The sequence below is a fragment of the Kribbella sp. WER1 genome, from assembly GCF_054189145.1.
The window spans coordinates 5,845,781-5,862,056 of record NZ_CM135186.1; the positions used below are offsets into that span (position 1 = coordinate 5,845,781).

Genomic DNA, 16,276 nt, shown 5'->3' on the forward strand with positions numbered 1-16,276 from the left:
GAGCCGCTCTGATCCCGCCCAACCGCACAGGGAGCCCCCGCCCATGTTTGTCTCCTCGCAGTTCCGTCGAAGTCGTGCGTTCCTGCTCTTCCTCCTCACGCTCACCCTGACCACCGCACTGCTCGGCGCACCGGCGAACGCCCGGCCGGACGCCGGTCCGCCGGCCGACCACCGGGACAAGATCGCCAAGCCGCTGCAGCAGAAGTTCGCCACCGACAGCTCCGGACGGCAGGACTTCTGGATCAAGTTCGGCACCGCCGCGGACACCTCGGCCGCGACCGGGATCGCGGACTGGAACCAACGCGGCGCGTACGTCGTCGACCGGCTGACCAAGGCGTCCAAGGACGCGCAGGCCGCGGCCCGGGCGATCCTCGACAAGGCCCACGTGGACTACGCGTCGTACTGGGTCTCGAACGCGATCCGCGTGCACAACGGCGACTACATGCTGGCGCAGACGCTGAGCGTGGCGCCGCAGGTGCAGAGCATCTTCGCGCCGGTCTCGTACCAGCAGGCCGAGCCCGTGCGGACCAAGGCCGCCGCGGCGGCGACCGGGCCCGAGTGGGGCGTCCGGAACATCAAGGCCGACCAGGTCTGGCAGAAGTACGGCGCCCGCGGCGACGGCATCGTGGTGGCGAGCATCGACACCGGGACCGAGCTGAGCCACCCGGCGCTGGTCGAGCAGTACCGCGGCACGAACGCGGACGGTTCGTTCAGCAACGACTACAACTGGCTCGACACCTCGGGTGCCTCGCAGTACCCGACCGACCACCAGGGCCACGGCACGCACACGATGGGCACGATGGTCGGCGACGACGGCGGCCCGAACCAGACCGGTGTGGCGCCGGGCGCCCGCTGGATCGAGGCCAACGGCTGCTGCGCGTCGGACGAGACCCTGCTGCAGGCGTCGCAGTGGATGCTCGCGCCGACCAAGCAGGACGGCAGCGCGCCGGACCCGTCGAAGCGGCCGAACATCGTCAACAACTCCTGGGGTTCCACCGATCCGACCACCGAGCCGTTCCTCGAGGACATCCAGCAGGCGTGGGCGGACTCGGGCATCTTCGGTGTCTGGAGCAACGGCAACAACGGGCCCGGCTGCAACACCGCCGGCAGCCCGGGCAGCCGGACCCTGAACTACGCGGTCGGCGCCTACAGTGAGAACGGCACGATCGCGAGCTTCTCCAGTCGCGGCCCCGGCCAGGACGGTGAGGTCAAGCCGAACATCTCTGCCCCGGGCGACCTGGTCCGTTCGAGCTACCTGAACGGCCGCTACGCGGTGATGAGTGGTACGTCGATGGCCGCGCCGCATGTGGCCGGAGCCGTCGCCCTGCTGCTGTCCGCGCACCCGGAACTGATCGGCAACGTCGCGCGGATCCGGGAGCTGCTCGACCAGACCGCGCAGGACGCCGACGACACCACCTGCGGAGGCACGGCGGCCGACAACAACGTGTACGGCGAGGGCCGTCTGGACGCCTTGGCCCTGGTCGAGGCGGTCGACGCGGGTGCCGCCGGATCGGTCGCCGGCAAGGTGACCAGCAGCACCGGTACGCCGGTGTCCGGCGCGGCGGTGTCGCTGTCCGGGACAGCCGGTCAGCGGTCCACCCGTACCGATGCCGACGGCAACTATGCGGTCGCGAGCGTCCCGGTCGGCAGCTACACCGCGACCGTGAGCGCGTTCGGGTACCAGGCCGGGACGGCGTCGATCACGGTGACGGCCGGGCAGACGACGACCACCGACGTACAGCTGGCCGACACCGAAGGGTTCACGGTGACCGGCACGATCGCGGACCAGCAGACCGGGCGGCCGCTCGCCGGGACGGCCACGATCGTCGGGACGAAGTACACCGCGACCGCGGATGCGAACGGGCAGTTCACGCTGAAGGGTGTGCCCGGGCCGCGGAGCTACACGGTCAAGGTCGACGACGGCGGGCGGTGCGCGACGCCGACATACCGGACGATCCAGGTGACCGGGAACACCACGGTCCCCGCGATCGAGCTCGTCCGGCGGTCGGACCAGCCGCAGGTCCCGGACGGCTGGTGGGGCGGCAGCTACGGGTACAGCTGTGGCCTCGAACCGGTGAACTGGATCGAGGGCGACCAGCCGGTCACCAAGCCGCACGTCTACGACTCGACGCCGGTCAAGCTGCCGTTCCGGTTCACGTACTTCGGGAAGACGTACGACACCGCCTACATGGCGCCGGGCGGGATCGCGCAGGTCGGGTTCTGGACCACGCCGTACAACGGGGACAACTACCCGTACGCCGAGTACGGCTACGACACGGTGAACTTCGGGCTGACCCCGCGGCTCGGCGCCGCGTTCGACGACGGGCAGGCCCGGCTGTTCACCCGGACCAGCGGGACGGCGCCGAACCGGACGTTCACGATGGAGTTCCGGGACTACGCGGTGGTCGGCGAGGACGTGCACTTCAGCTACGAGGTCACGGTGCACGAGCGCGGCGACATCGTGTTCGCGTACCGCGGGATCGATCCGGGCGACCCGGCGCAGGCCGGCGGGCAGACGATCGTGTCGCTGAGCGACCACAGCCCGGACGGGCGGGCGGCGGACCGCACCGAGTTCACCTACTCGAACAAGGAGCCGGTGCTGACCAGCGACCGGCAGATCCACTTCAGCCTGCCGGCGAACGGTTTCGTCAACGGGACAGTGGTGGACAAGGCGGGCAAGCCGGTGCAGGGGGCGAACGTCGACCTGCACGACCAGAACGGTTGGCTCGCCCAACGGGTCGTGACGGACGCGCAGGGCAAGTACCGGTTCCAGCTGATGACCGGGCGGCAGTACAAGCTGTCGGTGCTGGCAAGGCCCGGGTACGACGCCGTACCGGCGCAGGCTGTGAAGCTGACAACGGATCGGCAGGAGGTCGCGCTCCGCACGGCGTTGACCAGCGGCGTGATCAACGCGCCGGCCACGGTCACGCCGCGGTCCGGCAAACCGGTGGAGGTGTCGCTGCGCAACGACGGCGACGGACCGCTCAACTGGCGGGCGCGGCTGTCGGTCCCGGGGACCGCCGGGGCGGCGCCGGGGACCGAGGTCTCGAAGATCGACTTCGGTCGCGCGACGACGGCGGTCGAGGAGGTCGACGGTCTGTACTGGGCCACCGACCTGATCGGGCAGCGGATCGTCCAGGTCACGGCCGGCGGCGACCCGACCGGCGCGGAGATTCCGATGGCGCCGATCGCCAACGCTGTCGGAGCGGGTGACGCGCTGACGGTGGCGACCGACCTCGCCTGGGTCCCAGGCCGGTCACTGCTGTGTATGACCCTTTACCGGGTCAGCACCGACATCGCCTGCGTCAACCCGAACCAGCCGGATCAGGTGTCGCTGGTGCCGACCGGGTACCGCCCGGATCTGCAGCTGGTCGGGCTCGCGTACGACGTGGACCAGGACCGGTTCTTCACCTCGGCGCAGAGCCAGCGCGGCGGGTTCCAGGCGCAGCTCCGGACGCTGGCCGGGTTCGGGTACGCGGATCCGGGCGAGCTGCTCGGGAACTGCATGTACCCGCGGCAGGCCTCCGGGCTCGGGTACAACCCGGTGTCGCAGTCGCTGTGGTCGAACACGGTCGACTTCGGCGACGGACTCGGCCACAACGAGTCGGTGTACCGGCAGATCGATCCGGCGACCTGTGCGGAGCAGTCCTCGCTGACAGTTCCGGAGTACTCCGTGGGTGGCTTGCCCGGGACGTCGGTGGACCTCGACGCGCAGGGCAACCTGGTCACGCCGTTCCTGGTCAGCACGAGCCTGGTGACGGTCGCGACGTCCGACCCGATCGCGCCGCAGCCGCGATGGGCGTCGATCGGCGACGACTCCGGCCTGCTGGCCCGGCGCGGCCGGACCACGATCCCGGTCGACGTCGCCTGGCCGGACGGTGTGTCGCAGCTGACCCTGACGATCCGCGGGAACGGAGGTGCTCAGCCCGTCCGCACGGTGACCGTCAACCGGCCGAACTGAGGCAAAAGCCTGGGGGGTGATGCGCACCGCCTGCTCCCCAGGCGAACGGCCGGCGGTCGACCGGTTCTGGTTCTCAGCGTGGCCAATGCAGGTGAACGCACGGTGACGGATTAGTGGCGGGTCTCCGGGGAGCGCGGCAACGGACGCAGCACCTCGTCCGTCGGCAAGTCGCCCGGAGACCCGCACGCGAGATCGATCATATGTTCGAATGTCCACCGAGCGCAAGTCCTAGGTCGGCACCCGCCGGCAGGAGTAGGCGACGGCGTCGCGGCCGATCCGGGTGATGATGAGCGTGGCCGTGGCAGAGCCCTTCGGGGCGAGTTTCTTGCGGAGCTGGGCGGGGTCCAGGTCGACGCCGCGCTTCTTGATCTCCAGCGTGCCGATGCCCTGGCCGCGGACCCACGCGCGGAGCGCCTTCTCCTTGTAGGGCAGCTCTTCCAGTACCTCGTACGCCGACGCCAGCGGAGTTGCGACGTACTGCGGGGCCGTCACGTAGGCGATCCGCGGATCCAGCAGTCGGCCGTCGACGGCGGCGGCGACCGCGGTGACCAGGCCGGCGCGGACGACGGCGCCGTCGGGTTCGTAGAGATACCGCCCGACCGGGCCGATGTCGGCCTCGGGGGCGGCCGCGACGGTCGTGCCTTCCGGGAGGAGGGTCGCGCGGCGCGGCGTACCGTCGGACAGGTCGCCGGACCAGAGCGCCGCCTCCTTCACCTCGCCGCGGTCGCTGATCCACTCGGCCGCGACGCCGTCCGGGATCGCGTCGTGCGGGAGGCCGGGCGCGACCTTCACGCAGGCGGTCCGCTGCAGCAAACCGGTGACGAACGACCACGGCGGCGAGTACGCGTTGTGGTCGAACACCCGCCGCCCGTCGGCCCGCCGCGCCGGATCCGCGAACACCATCGCGTACGGCGTGAGGTCCGTCGTCTCCGCGTCGCCGACCAGGACCTCGCCGGGCAGGCCGAATGCGGCCAGGTTCGCGCGGGCGACCGCCGCCGTCTCCGGATCACGCTCCACGCCCGTGACCTGTACTCCCGCCCGGGCCGTGGCGATCAGGTCGCCGCCGATGCCGCAGCCGAGGTCGACCATCGTGTCGATCCGTGCCGCCGCCACCCGGGCCGCGCGGTGGGTGCTGACCGTCGTACGGGTTGCCTGTTCGAGGCCGTCGGGGGTGAAGTACATGCGCTCCGCGTCCTGGCCGAACTTGGCGACGGCGCGGTGGCGCAGGGCTGCTTGGGTGACTGCAGCCGTGACCAGTGGGGCGTCGTACCGGCGTCTGAGCTTTTCCACCAGTTGCAGCTCGCTGCCGGGGCGGAATGCGTCGCACGCGGCAGCCAGTACCTCAGCGCCCGGTCCGTCGAGCAACGCGGTGACAGTCACCCCGGCAACTCTAGAGGGGGCTGGAACAGCTCCTGCTCCAGCTGCGGGTTGCCATCGAGTACAGGCGCCAGTTCATCGCGGAACGCGTCTTCGGGCCGTAGACGCCGTCCGCTGTCAGACGGTGCTTGCTTTGGACGGTTTTGACCGCGGCTCGGGTTTTGTTGCCGTAGATGCCGTCGACGGCGAGCTTGGTGCCGTAACAGAAGTTCAGGTTGCGCTGGAGGACCAGGATGGCGGTCTCGGGATCACCTGTGTGGTCGGAGCCGCGGTACGGGTTGTCGCCGTACCTCAAGTTGCATTCGGTGCTGGGGCTGTTCACGAGGGACGGCATCGGGATGCCCCAGCTGCGGTTGACCGGTACGAGTCGTGCGGACCTGCACTGTGGAACCTGCGGTTCGGCCACGGGTGCATCGTGGGGAGTCGGCTGGGCGGTCGGCGTATCCGATGCGGCGGGTGAACGGTGCTTGGAGACGTTGGCCGCGACGCCTCCGACCGCGACGGCGCCGACCGCTGCCAGCAAGGCGAGGGTCTTGCCGGACAGCTTGGGTAGCCGCATGACCACATTGTGTCGCCGGGCGGTCACCGGGGCCAGTACGTCTCAGGCTGAGATTCGTTTGGCACTCGAGTTGACCGAGTGCTAATCGCGGCCTAGATTCGGTGTTGGCACTCTCCGTGGGAGGGTGCCAGCGGTCCGGCCTCTGACCCCCGCGACGGCAGGGGAGCGCGACCACATGTCACAGACAAGCGAATTCGACCGTGGAGGTCAGCAAGTGTCGGTCACGATCAAGCCGCTCGAGGACCGCGTCCTCGTCGCGCCGCTCGAAGCCGAGCAGACCACGAAGTCCGGCCTGGTGATCCCGGACACCGCCAAGGAGAAGCCGCAGGAGGGCGAGATCCTCGCCGTCGGCCCGGGCCGGATCGACGACAACGGCAACCGCGTCCCGCTGGACGTCGCCGTCGGCGACAAGGTCATCTACTCCAAGTACGGCGGCACCGAGGTCAAGTACGACGGCCAGGACTACCTGATCCTGGGCGCCCGCGACATCCTCGCAGTCGTCAGCAAGTGACGACCGCCCGCTGTTCCTGACTGACACCGCCCCGGCTACCTCTGGTACCGGGGCGGAGTGGGTCAGGGCAGCGGGAACCGCCGTACGGACATTTCAGAAAAGGACTGGTTTTCTTCATGCCGAAGATCCTCGAGTTCGACGAGAATGCCCGGCGCGCGCTGGAGCGCGGCGTCGACAAGCTCGCGAACACGGTCAAGGTGACGCTGGGGCCGAAGGGCCGCTACGTCGTCCTGGACAAGAAGTGGGGCGCCCCGACCATCACCAACGACGGTGTCACCGTCGCCCGTGAGGTCGAGCTGGACGACCCGTTCGAGAACCTTGGTGCGCAGCTCACCAAGGAGGTTGCCACCAAGACCAACGACATCGCCGGTGACGGCACCACCACCGCGACGGTGCTGGCGCAGGCGCTGGTGCACGAGGGCCTCCGGGCGGTCGCCGCGGGCGCCAACCCGATGGGTCTGAAGCGCGGTATCGAGGCGGCCGTCGAGGCCGTGTCGGCCAAGCTGGTGGACACCGCGAAGCCGGTCGACGACAAGGGCGACATGGCCCACGTCGCGACCATCTCCGCGCGCGACGCCGAGATCGGTGCGCTGATCGCCGACGCGTTCGACAAGGTCGGCAAGGACGGTGTGATCACCGTCGAGGAGTCGAACACCTTCGGGACCGAGCTCGAGTTCACCGAGGGCATGCAGTTCGACAAGGGCTACATCTCGCCGTACTTCATCACCGACGCCGAGGCCGGCGAAGCGGTGCTGGAGGACCCGTACATCCTGATCCACCAGGGCAAGATCTCCGCGATCGCGGATCTGCTGCCGCTGCTGGAGAAGGTCGTGCAGTCCGGCAAGACGCTGCTGATCATCGCCGAGGACGTCGAGGCCGAGGCCCTGTCGACCCTGGTGGTCAACAAGATCCGCGGCAACTTCACCTCGGTCGCCGTCAAGGCGCCGGGCTTCGGTGACCGCCGCAAGGCGATGCTGGAGGACCTGGCCGCGCTCACCGGCGCGCAGGTCGTCGCCCCCGAGGTCGGGCTGAAGCTCGACCAGGTCGGCCTCGAGGTGCTCGGTTCGGCGCGCCGGATCGTGGTCTCGAAGGACAACACGACCGTCGTCGAGGGCACCGGCAAGGCCGAGGACATCGAGGGCCGGGTCAGCCAGATCAAGTCCGAGATCGAGCGCACCGACTCCGACTGGGACCGCGAGAAGCTGCAGGAGCGGCTGGCCAAGCTGGCCGGCGGCGTCTGCGTGATCAAGGTCGGCGCGGCCACCGAGGTCGAGCTGAAGGAGAAGAAGCACCGGATCGAGGACGCGGTGTCCGCGACCCGGGCCGCCATCGAGGAGGGCATCGTCGCCGGCGGCGGCTCCGCCCTGGTGCACGCGGCCTCCGTGCTGGACAAGGACCTCGAGCTCGACGGCGACGAGGCCACCGGCGTCAAGATCGTCCGCAAGGCGGTCGTGGAGCCGCTGCGCTGGATCGCCGAGAACGGCGGCAACGAGGGCTACGTTGTGGTCGCCAAGGTGTCCGAGCTGGAGCCGGGCTTCGGCTTCAACGCGGCCACCGGTGAGTACGGCGACCTGCTCGGCAGCGGCGTGCTGGACCCGGTCAAGGTGACCCGGTCCGCGCTCGCCAACGCCGGCTCGATCGCCGCGCTCCTGCTGACCACCGAGACCCTGGTGGTCGACAAGCCCGAGGAAGAGGAAGCCCCCGCGGCCGGTCACGGCCACGGTCACGGCCACTGATCCTCAGGTCTGGTAGTTCGACAGCACAGCACACAAGCACCGCCCGGCAGCGTCCGCTGCCGGGCGGTGCGCTGTTTTCCGCCGGCCGGGTTTGGCCGCCTGTGGGGCCTGTCGCGCGTCCCCGCTTTCGGCGGGTGGCCGGGGGATCTGGTGGGATGGGTGGATGCTGATTCGGGAGCGGTGCGACGAGGACCTCGTGGTGTGTGTCGAGTTGCTGCGAGCGGTGCACGAGCAGGCCGGGTACCCGATCAACTGGCCCGCCGACCCGGCGGCGTGGTTGACGCCGGAGACCGCGCTGGGCTGCTGGGTGGCCGTCGACGAGGGGCGGGTTGCCGGGCACGTCGTACTCACCGGGGTGGGGGAACGGGCCGAGGTGGAGCGGCTGTTCGTGGACCCGGCCGCGACCGGGCGAGGCCTCGGCCGGCAACTGCTCGGCCACTGCGTGACCACGGCGGCCGAGTTCGGGCGGGAGCTGTCGCTCGAGGTGGTGGACAACCGCGGCGCCGCCGAACGGCTGTACCGCCGCGCCGGCTGGCTCGAGACCGGCCGTACGCCGATCGACTGGGGCGGCGATCACGCCACCGAGTTGATCCGGTTCAGCGCGCCGCGGGCCTGAGACCGGGAACCGGATCGCGGGGATCGGGCAGAAGAAGGTATGCAACCGACCCGAGCGACCACCCACCCGCCACCTGATCCACCCGCCGACGACGACCTCGTCCGGGCCGACGAGCCCGAGGAGTTCGCGCGGCTGTTCGACCGGTACGCCGTCACCATCCACCGCTACGTCGCGCGACGGCTCGGCCGGACCGAGGCCGACGACCTGCTCGGTCAGACCTTCCTGATCGCGTTCGAGAGCCGGCACAAGTACTCCGCCGACGGCGCGCTGCCGTGGCTGTACGGCATCGCGACCAATCTGGTCCGGCGCCGGCGACGCGACGAGGTCCGGCAGTACCGGGCGTACGCGCGTGCCGGTGGCGACCGCGACCTGGACCTGCTCGACGCCGAGGTCGCGGCGCGGGTGGATGCCGCCTCCGCCTCCCGGCTGCTCACCGGCGTACTCGCCCGGTTGCGGCCGGCCGAGCGGGACGTCCTGCTGCTCTACGCCTGGGAAGACCTGTCCTACACCGAGATCGCGCAGGCGCTGGACCTGCCGGTCGGCACCGTCCGTTCCCGCTTGCACCGAGCCCGTCGAGCCCTCCGCTCCGCGCTCGGCCCCGACTTCGAGGAGAACCCGTCATGACCGAGATCGACCTGCTGAAGCGCGTCCGCGCCGACGTACCGGATCCGGACCCGATCGTCCTGGCCCGCGCCCGCCGCCTGCTCACCGCACCCGCACCCGCTGTTCACGATGCGCGACGGCCGTACGCCGTACGGCCCCGGCTGCTGGTGGCCGGTGCGCTGACCGTGACCCTGGCCGGCGGGTTCCTGATCGCGGACGTGGTGACCCGCGACCACGCCGTACCGCCTGGTGCGACCGCCGACGCCGGGACCTTCCTGAACGACGCCGCGGCCGCGATCGGCGCGAACCCGGACGCCCCGATCCCGCCCGGGCACTTCCGGCAGATCACCGTGCAGTCGTCGATGATCGACACCTTCACCAAGAACCCGGACCTCCGGGCGACGATCTTCAGCCGCAGCAACAAGTGGATCCCGGCCACGCCGGCGTCGCGGTACGTCCTGCAGGGCACGAAGCTCGTCCGGGTCGAGTTCCCGAGCGCGGCCGCCCGGAACGCCGCCCGGAAGCTGGCACCCGAACTGTTCGCCACCCCCGGCCGGACCACCACCGGCTACGCGAGCTGCAGCGATCCGATCAGGCGCTCGAACCCGTCCAGCACGCAGTGCCAGGCCAGCTGGACCACGCCCACGCCGGCCTTCCTCGCCGCGCAGCCGCGCGACCCGGAGGTGCTGCTCGCCGCGCTCCGCAAGGACACCACCGGATTCGGTCACCCGTCGCCGCCGGACTTCCGGGCGTTCCTGCACCTGAGCACGGCGCTCGAGTCCGGGCTGGTCCCGGCGGACCTGCGGGCCGCGTTGTACCGGGCGGCCGCCAAGATCCCCGGGGTCCAGTTGCTGGACGACGTGGTCACGCTGGACGGCCGTCACGGCCGGGCGATCGGGTACGTCGGCCCGGGGCTCCGCAACGAGATCATCGTCTCCGGGACCAGCGGCGCGTTCCTCGGCGGCCGGGACGTCGTACTGCCCGGTCCGGGCGGTGTCCCGGGGCTCCGGCCGGGCGACGTCGTGACCGCGTACGCGGTCAGCACCCGCATTACCGCGACACAGCCCGTGGTGAAGTAGGTAACCGGCCAGTAGTGACAGATTGTGATCAAAACAAGGGCTTGACCTTGACTTGACACTAGGCAACCGCAGACGAGGGCCGTACCATCTTTCAGGCTGACCGGTCTGGAAATCACGAGGGGGCGAGGGGTGACAGAGGTCAAAGTGCCTGACACCCACGACCGGGTCGAGCTCAGGGATCTTGCCGCGCTGGCCGGCGACGGGGACCGTACAGCTCTCAATGACCTGCTCACCAGGGTGCGCGCTGTGGCGCACCGTTACGTACGGTCCCGTCTGTGGACCTATCCGGGCGGCGCCGACATGGTCGACGACGTCGCTCAAGAGGTTTGTGTCGCGGTGTTCGGCGCGCTCGGCCGGTACCGCGACGAGGGGAGGCCTTTCGAGGCTTTCGTCTACGGCATCGCGGCCCGCAAGGTCGCCGATGCCCAGCGTGCGTTCGCGGTCGCCGACGTTTCGACGCCGGACCTGCCGGACGGCGCGGACGAGTCACCGACGCCTGAGGAGCGTGCGGTTCGGCAGTCCGAGGTCCAGCACATCATGGGCCTGCTGGACAAGCTGCCGGAGAAGCTGCGCGAGATCCTCCGCCTGCGCGTCGTTGCGGGGATGTCAGCCGAGGAGACCGGCCGGGCACTGGGGATGACACCGGGGGCGGTGAGGGTCGCACAGCATCGAGCGTTGAACACGCTCAGGGGGTATGTGGGGCATGAAGCACAGCTGGAACGAGGAAGAGCAGGGGAGGGGCATCATGGCTGACCGGTTCGACCTGGACGCGATCGAGGCCGATGACGCGCTGCTCGATCTGCTCGCTGCCGGAGGGGAGTCCGCCCGCACCGCGGGCGAGAACGACCCGGCCGTCGCGCTGCTGGCCGAACTACGGCTGGCCGTGGAGGTCGAGGACGAACTCCCGGTGGAAACCATCGACGATCCGGAGTCCTTCCTGGCGCGTTGCGCCGCGCTGAATCCGATCACCGACCCGTTCGCCCGCAAGGTGGCGACCCGGGGCCTGGCGTTCGGGGTCGCCGCGGTCGCCGCGCTGTCGGTGTCCGGGGTGGCCGCGGCGGTCACCGGCGACCCGTTGTCGCCGTACGAGAAGGTCATCGAGAAGATGGTCGACGCGGTCCGCCCGCAGACCAGCTTCCCGAAGCAGGACCTGAACGGGCTGCCGGTGGTGGACCGGCAGAAGATCGTGAAGGTCGGCAAGGACTTCCAGGCCAGGGTCAAGGCGGATCACGCCGGCGCGAACGGGTCCGGCGACCCGACCGACGACTCACCGCAGGCGCGGGACAACATCACGATGCCGCCGCTGCCGCTGACCGAGAAGCCGCTGATCGTCCCGCTGCCGCCGGACGCGCAGAAGCCGCAGGACGTGGTCACCGACAACAACGGCATCAAGACCACGCCGGAGCCGTCCGGGACCAAGACCACGACGCCGTCGGACACCAAGACGGACACGCCGACCGGCGAGCCGACCGGTACGCCGACGGACAAGCCGACCGGGGAGCCGACGGATCCGCCGTCGACGCCGACCGACACCACCGGTACGCCGACGCCGACCCCGACGGACACCACCACGACGCCCCCGGCGAGCGTGGACACCGGCACCGGCGGGAACGGTTCGACCGACACCGGTTCCACCGACCCGACCACCGCGCCGACCCAGCCCGCGAACGGCGAGACCGGCGCCGGCACCGGCACGACGGACGGCACCGGGACCACCGACGGGACCGGGACGAGCGGCGGCACCGGCGCCACCACACCCCCGCCCGGCGACACGAGCACCGGCGGCACGAGCACCGGTGGCACCGGGACCGGCTCGACAGGTACTGGTTCGACGGGCACCGGGGCGGTTACGCCGGGTGACGTCGCGACGGCGATCCCGAGTGCGATCGACAACCTGCTCGACAGTGCCCTCGGCGCGGTCCCGGTCGACGTACTGCCGACCCCGACCGGCCTGCCGCCCACCCTGGACAGCGCCCAGCAGTACTTCGGCCAGTCCGACGCCGCCGCCAAGTCGGAGGCGGCCGCGAAGCCCGCGACCACCAAGGCGAAGGCGAAGTCGGCGACCACCAAGTCCGCGAAGCACTCCAGCGGAAAGGTCAGCACCGGCTCGGTCAAGAAGGCCTACGCCAAGGGCAAGCACTCCACCGGCCACTACCCGGAGGGTAAGCACGCCGCGATCGCCCGGACGCACGGGTCGACCGACGACGCGAGCCTGCTGCAGATCCTCGGCATCGTCAACGGACCGACCGAGAAGAAGTAGCACCGGTCACACCCCGCCCGTCACGTGATCGTGGCGGGCGGAGGCCTGTGGACGGCGGATTCGGGGCCGGGTTGCGGCGCGGATAGGATGGGGTTCCGTTCTCGCCGTACAAAGGTGCACGTTTTCCCCATGGACATCACCCCCGCTGGAGTTCCCGACAAGTTCGCCGTCCTCGGCCTCACCTTCGACGACGTCCTGCTGCAGCCGAACGAGTCCGACGTCATCCCGTCCGAGGCGGTCACCCGGTCCCGGGTGAGCCGCAACGTCTGGGTGAACATCCCGCTGGTGTCCAGCGCGATGGACACCGTCACCGAGGCCCGGATGGCGATCGCCATGGCCCGGCAGGGCGGCCTCGGCGTCCTGCACCGCAACCTCTCGATCGAGGACCAGGCGCAGCAGGTCGACCTGGTCAAGCGCTCGGAGTCCGGGATGATCGCGCAGCCGATCACGATCGGCCCGGAGGCGAGCATCGGCGAGGCCGACGCGCTCTGCGCGCAGTACCGGATCTCCGGCGTCCCGGTGGTGGACGACGCGGGTGTCCTGGTCGGCATCGTCACCAACCGCGACATGCGCTTCGAGACCGACCTGTCCCGGCCGGTCCGCGAGGTGATGACCAAGCAGCCGCTGATCACCGGCCGGCAGGGGATCGCCGCCGACGACGCGATGGCGCTGCTCAGCAAGCACAAGGTGGAGAAGCTGCCGCTGGTCGACGAGGCCGGCAAGCTCACCGGCCTGATCACGCTGAAGGACTTCGTCAAGCGCGACAAGTTCCCGCTGTCCACCAAGGACGCCACCGGCCGGCTGATGGTCGGCGCCGCGATCGGCTTCTTCGGCGAGGCGTACAAGCGCGCCATGACGCTGGTCGAGGCCGGTGTCGACGTGCTGGTGGTGGACACCGCGCACGGGCACTCGAAGGCGCAGATCGAGATCATCCGCAAGCTCAAGGCCGACCCGGCGACCCGCGGCGTGGACGTCGTCGGCGGCAACGTCGGCACCCGGGTGGGCGCGCAGGCGCTGGTGGACGCGGGCGCGGACGGTGTGAAGGTCGGCGTCGGCCCGGGCTCGATCTGTACGACGCGGGTCGTCTCCGGTGTCGGCGTACCGCAGGTGACCGCGATCTACGAGGCGTCGCTGGCCTGCAAGCCGGCCGGTGTCCCGGTGATCGGCGACGGCGGCCTGCAGTATTCCGGCGACATCGCGAAGGCGCTCGTCGCGGGTGCGGACACGGTCATGCTGGGCTCGCTGCTGGCCGGTTGCGAGGAGTCGCCGGGCGATCTGGTGTTCATCAACGGCAAGCAGTTCAAGGCGTACCGCGGGATGGGCTCGCTCGGCGCGATGTCGTCGTCCGGCGGCCTCCGCAAGTCCTACTCGAAGGACCGCTACTTCCAGCACGACGGCAGCACCGACGAGAAGCTGATCGCCGAGGGCGTCGAGGGCCAGGTGCCGTACCGCGGCCCGCTGTCCGCGGTCGCGCACCAGTTGGTCGGCGGCCTCCGCCAGTCGATGTGGTACACCGGCGCCCGCACCGTCGAAGAGCTGCAGGAGAAGGGCCGCTTCGTCCGGATCACCTCGGCCGGCCTGCAGGAGTCCCACCCGCACGACATCCAGATGACGGTCGAGGCCCCGAACTACTCGGGCCGCTGACCCGTCGAGGCTCAGCCGGCAGAAACCCTTGTCTATGACAAGGGTTTCTCGCTTGTCATATGACAAGGTGGTTGTGCACTTGCTGCAACAAGTGCACAACTGATGGAGGTTTGCGTGACCGCTGAGGTGCCGCTGCGGCGGATCGAGGTAGCCGGCCTCACCTCGATAGGTCATGCGCAACTGGACCTTTCCAGCCCCGTGACGCTGCTCGTGGGACCGAACGGTGCTGGTAAGAGCAATGTCGTGGATGCGTTCGAGATGCTGGGCAGGGTGATCGACCGCCAGCTCAACGAACACCTCATCCGGACAGGCGGATTCGCAGCGATCCTTCATCGGCCCACGGATCCGGCATTGACTCCGGAGGCGATCGAGCTCGAGGTCTGGGGTGACTGGCAGGGCGATACCTCCAACGGCTACAAGGTGCTGATCGAGCCCGCGCCTGATGACGCAGCCTTGGTCCGCGAGACCACGATGTTCCACGACCGGTCCAGGTACGAGCGGGCGCACGAGAGTTCGCTGCCCGCAGCGCTGGAGAGCCGTCTGCGCGCAGAGGCTGCGGACGACGCGAAGGCGTCCTACGTACTTCGGGTCGTCGCCGGGTGCCGCGTGTTTCACTTCGATGACACCAGCGCCGACGCGCCGCCGAAGCGGCGGGTCGACTCGGCCGACAATCTGACCCTTGCGCCCGACGCGCACAACATCGCCGCCGTTCTGCTGCGGCTCCAGTCCGACGACCCGCCACGCTATCGGCGCATCGTCCGGGCGGTGCGTACGGTCGCACCGTACTTCGACGACTTCGTCCTTACGCCGGAAGCGAGTGCGATCCGGCTTCGCTGGCGGGAACGAGGACTGGACTCGGTGTTCTCGGCGGACAATCTCAGCGACGGAACGCTGCGTTTCGTGTGTCTGGCCGTTCTGCTTCTCCAGGACAACGCGCCCGGGACGATCGTGCTGGACGAGCCCGAACTCGGATTGCACCCGTTCGCGATCCACCAGCTCGCGGCGCTCCTGCGGCGGGCGGCCACGGATCGTCGCGTGGTGGCCGCGACCCAATCGGTCACTCTGCTGGAGCAGTTCAGTGTCGCCGAGGTGGCGATCGTGGAGCGGTCGTCGACCGGAACCAGGATTCAAAGGCCCGATCCGGATGAGCTCGCGCATTGGCTCTCGGAGTACTCCCTGGGTGAGCTCTGGGAGAAGAACCTGCTAGGTGGGCGGCCGCGGCCGGACGATTCACCCAGCGCGGTCCGCAGCTGATGGAATTTCGTCAGATCGCGATTCTCGTCGAAGGCCAAACAGAAGCGGCTTTCGTCCACGAGCTCCTGGCGCCTTACCTGCTGCCCTTCGGCGCTTATGTGACTCCGGTGATCGTCAAGACCGCCCGGCTCGCCGACGGCACCACCTTCAAAGGCGGTGGAATGGTCTGGAAGCACTACGAGAACGACCTTCGTAAGCTGCTGGCTGCGACCCACTACCGGTGTGTGTCCATCCTGGTTGATTTCTATGCGTACCCACGGAACGGACCGGGCGCCGCCTGTTGCGATCGGCCACACCAACCTCGGCGATGTGTCGAGGTTCGCGTCGAGGAGATGCGAAAGGCGATCGCTGACCCTCGATTCGTCCCGCACGTCGTATTGCACGAATTTGAGACCTGGGTGATTGCTTCGGTGCTTGCATCAGGAGCCGCGCTGGGCGACCGCGCAGCGGCGAGCAAGCTGCGGGCCGAGGCGCAGGCTGTCGCAGGTGACATCGAGTTGCTGAACGATTCGCCTCAGACTGCTCCGTCCAAACGGGTTCTGCGGTGCTGGCCCGACTACGACAAGGTCACGGACGGTATCGAGGTGATCCGCGACGCGGGGTTGGCGGCGGTCATCGGCGAGTGTCCGGGCCTCAAGTCCTGGGTGGACCAGCTTCTCGGCCGGTGAGTGGCAAT

13 protein-coding genes are annotated in these 16,276 nt (G+C 69.6%); 11 read left to right on the top strand and 2 right to left on the bottom strand.

What is annotated here, in order from left to right; all coding sequences use genetic code 11:
* Positions 1-43 precede the first annotated feature (43 nt).
* Positions 44-3,961 (top strand): S8 family serine peptidase, encoded by a 3,918-nt coding sequence (locus tag ACXJJ3_RS28450; RefSeq protein ID WP_458164898.1) that lies wholly within the window; start codon positions 44-46, stop codon positions 3,959-3,961.
* A 228-nt stretch (positions 3,962-4,189) separates the two neighbouring features.
* Here the strand turns inward: ACXJJ3_RS28450 and ACXJJ3_RS28455 are convergent, their stop codons facing one another.
* Positions 4,190-5,341, bottom strand: a complete 1,152-nt coding sequence (locus ACXJJ3_RS28455; RefSeq protein ID WP_458164899.1) for a THUMP-like domain-containing protein — start codon at positions 5,339-5,341, stop codon at positions 4,190-4,192.
* 10 nt (positions 5,342-5,351) lie between these two features.
* Positions 5,352-5,897, bottom strand: a complete 546-nt coding sequence (locus tag ACXJJ3_RS28460; RefSeq protein WP_458164900.1) for a peptidoglycan-binding domain-containing protein — start codon at positions 5,895-5,897, stop codon at positions 5,352-5,354.
* A 214-nt stretch (positions 5,898-6,111) separates the two neighbouring features.
* On the opposite strand from ACXJJ3_RS28460, the gene groES reads away from it, so the two are divergent.
* From groES to ACXJJ3_RS28510, 10 genes are all read left to right on the top strand, one after another.
* A complete protein-coding gene (gene groES / locus ACXJJ3_RS28465; protein ID WP_130384566.1) occupies positions 6,112-6,408 on the top strand; it encodes a co-chaperone GroES in 297 nt (98 codons plus the stop codon).
* 116 nt (positions 6,409-6,524) lie between these two features.
* Positions 6,525-8,144 (top strand): chaperonin GroEL, encoded by a 1,620-nt coding sequence (groL, locus tag ACXJJ3_RS28470; protein WP_458164901.1) that lies wholly within the window; start codon positions 6,525-6,527, stop codon positions 8,142-8,144.
* A gap of 163 nt (positions 8,145-8,307) precedes the next feature.
* Positions 8,308-8,760 (top strand): N-acetyltransferase family protein, encoded by a 453-nt coding sequence (locus ACXJJ3_RS28475; protein WP_458164902.1) that lies wholly within the window; start codon positions 8,308-8,310, stop codon positions 8,758-8,760.
* 39 nt (positions 8,761-8,799) lie between these two features.
* Entirely contained in the window at positions 8,800-9,384 is a 585-nt protein-coding gene (locus ACXJJ3_RS28480) for an RNA polymerase sigma factor (RefSeq protein WP_458164903.1), read from the top strand.
* Positions 9,381-10,442 carry a CU044_5270 family protein gene (locus ACXJJ3_RS28485; RefSeq protein WP_458164904.1) on the top strand — a complete coding sequence of 354 codons (1,062 nt, stop codon included), beginning with the start codon at positions 9,381-9,383 and terminating at the stop codon, positions 10,440-10,442. The genes ACXJJ3_RS28480 and ACXJJ3_RS28485 overlap by 4 nt, the downstream gene beginning before the upstream one ends.
* Positions 10,443-10,571: 129 nt before the next feature.
* Complete coding sequence (gene shbA / locus ACXJJ3_RS28490; protein ID WP_458164905.1) at positions 10,572-11,195, top strand: RNA polymerase sigma factor ShbA; 624 nt, start codon at positions 10,572-10,574, stop codon at positions 11,193-11,195.
* Positions 11,188-12,702, top strand: a complete 1,515-nt coding sequence (locus ACXJJ3_RS28495) for a hypothetical protein (RefSeq protein WP_458164906.1) — start codon at positions 11,188-11,190, stop codon at positions 12,700-12,702. Before shbA ends, ACXJJ3_RS28495 begins: the two co-directional genes overlap by 8 nt.
* A gap of 129 nt (positions 12,703-12,831) precedes the next feature.
* Positions 12,832-14,346, top strand: coding sequence for an IMP dehydrogenase (guaB, locus tag ACXJJ3_RS28500; protein WP_458164907.1), 1,515 nt, complete (start codon positions 12,832-12,834; stop codon positions 14,344-14,346).
* A 114-nt stretch (positions 14,347-14,460) separates the two neighbouring features.
* Complete coding sequence (locus ACXJJ3_RS28505; protein ID WP_458164908.1) at positions 14,461-15,600, top strand: AAA family ATPase; 1,140 nt, start codon at positions 14,461-14,463, stop codon at positions 15,598-15,600.
* Complete coding sequence (locus ACXJJ3_RS28510) at positions 15,600-16,268, top strand: DUF4276 family protein (protein ID WP_458164909.1); 669 nt, start codon at positions 15,600-15,602, stop codon at positions 16,266-16,268. Before ACXJJ3_RS28505 ends, ACXJJ3_RS28510 begins: the two co-directional genes overlap by 1 nt.
* Positions 16,269-16,276 lie beyond the last annotated feature (8 nt).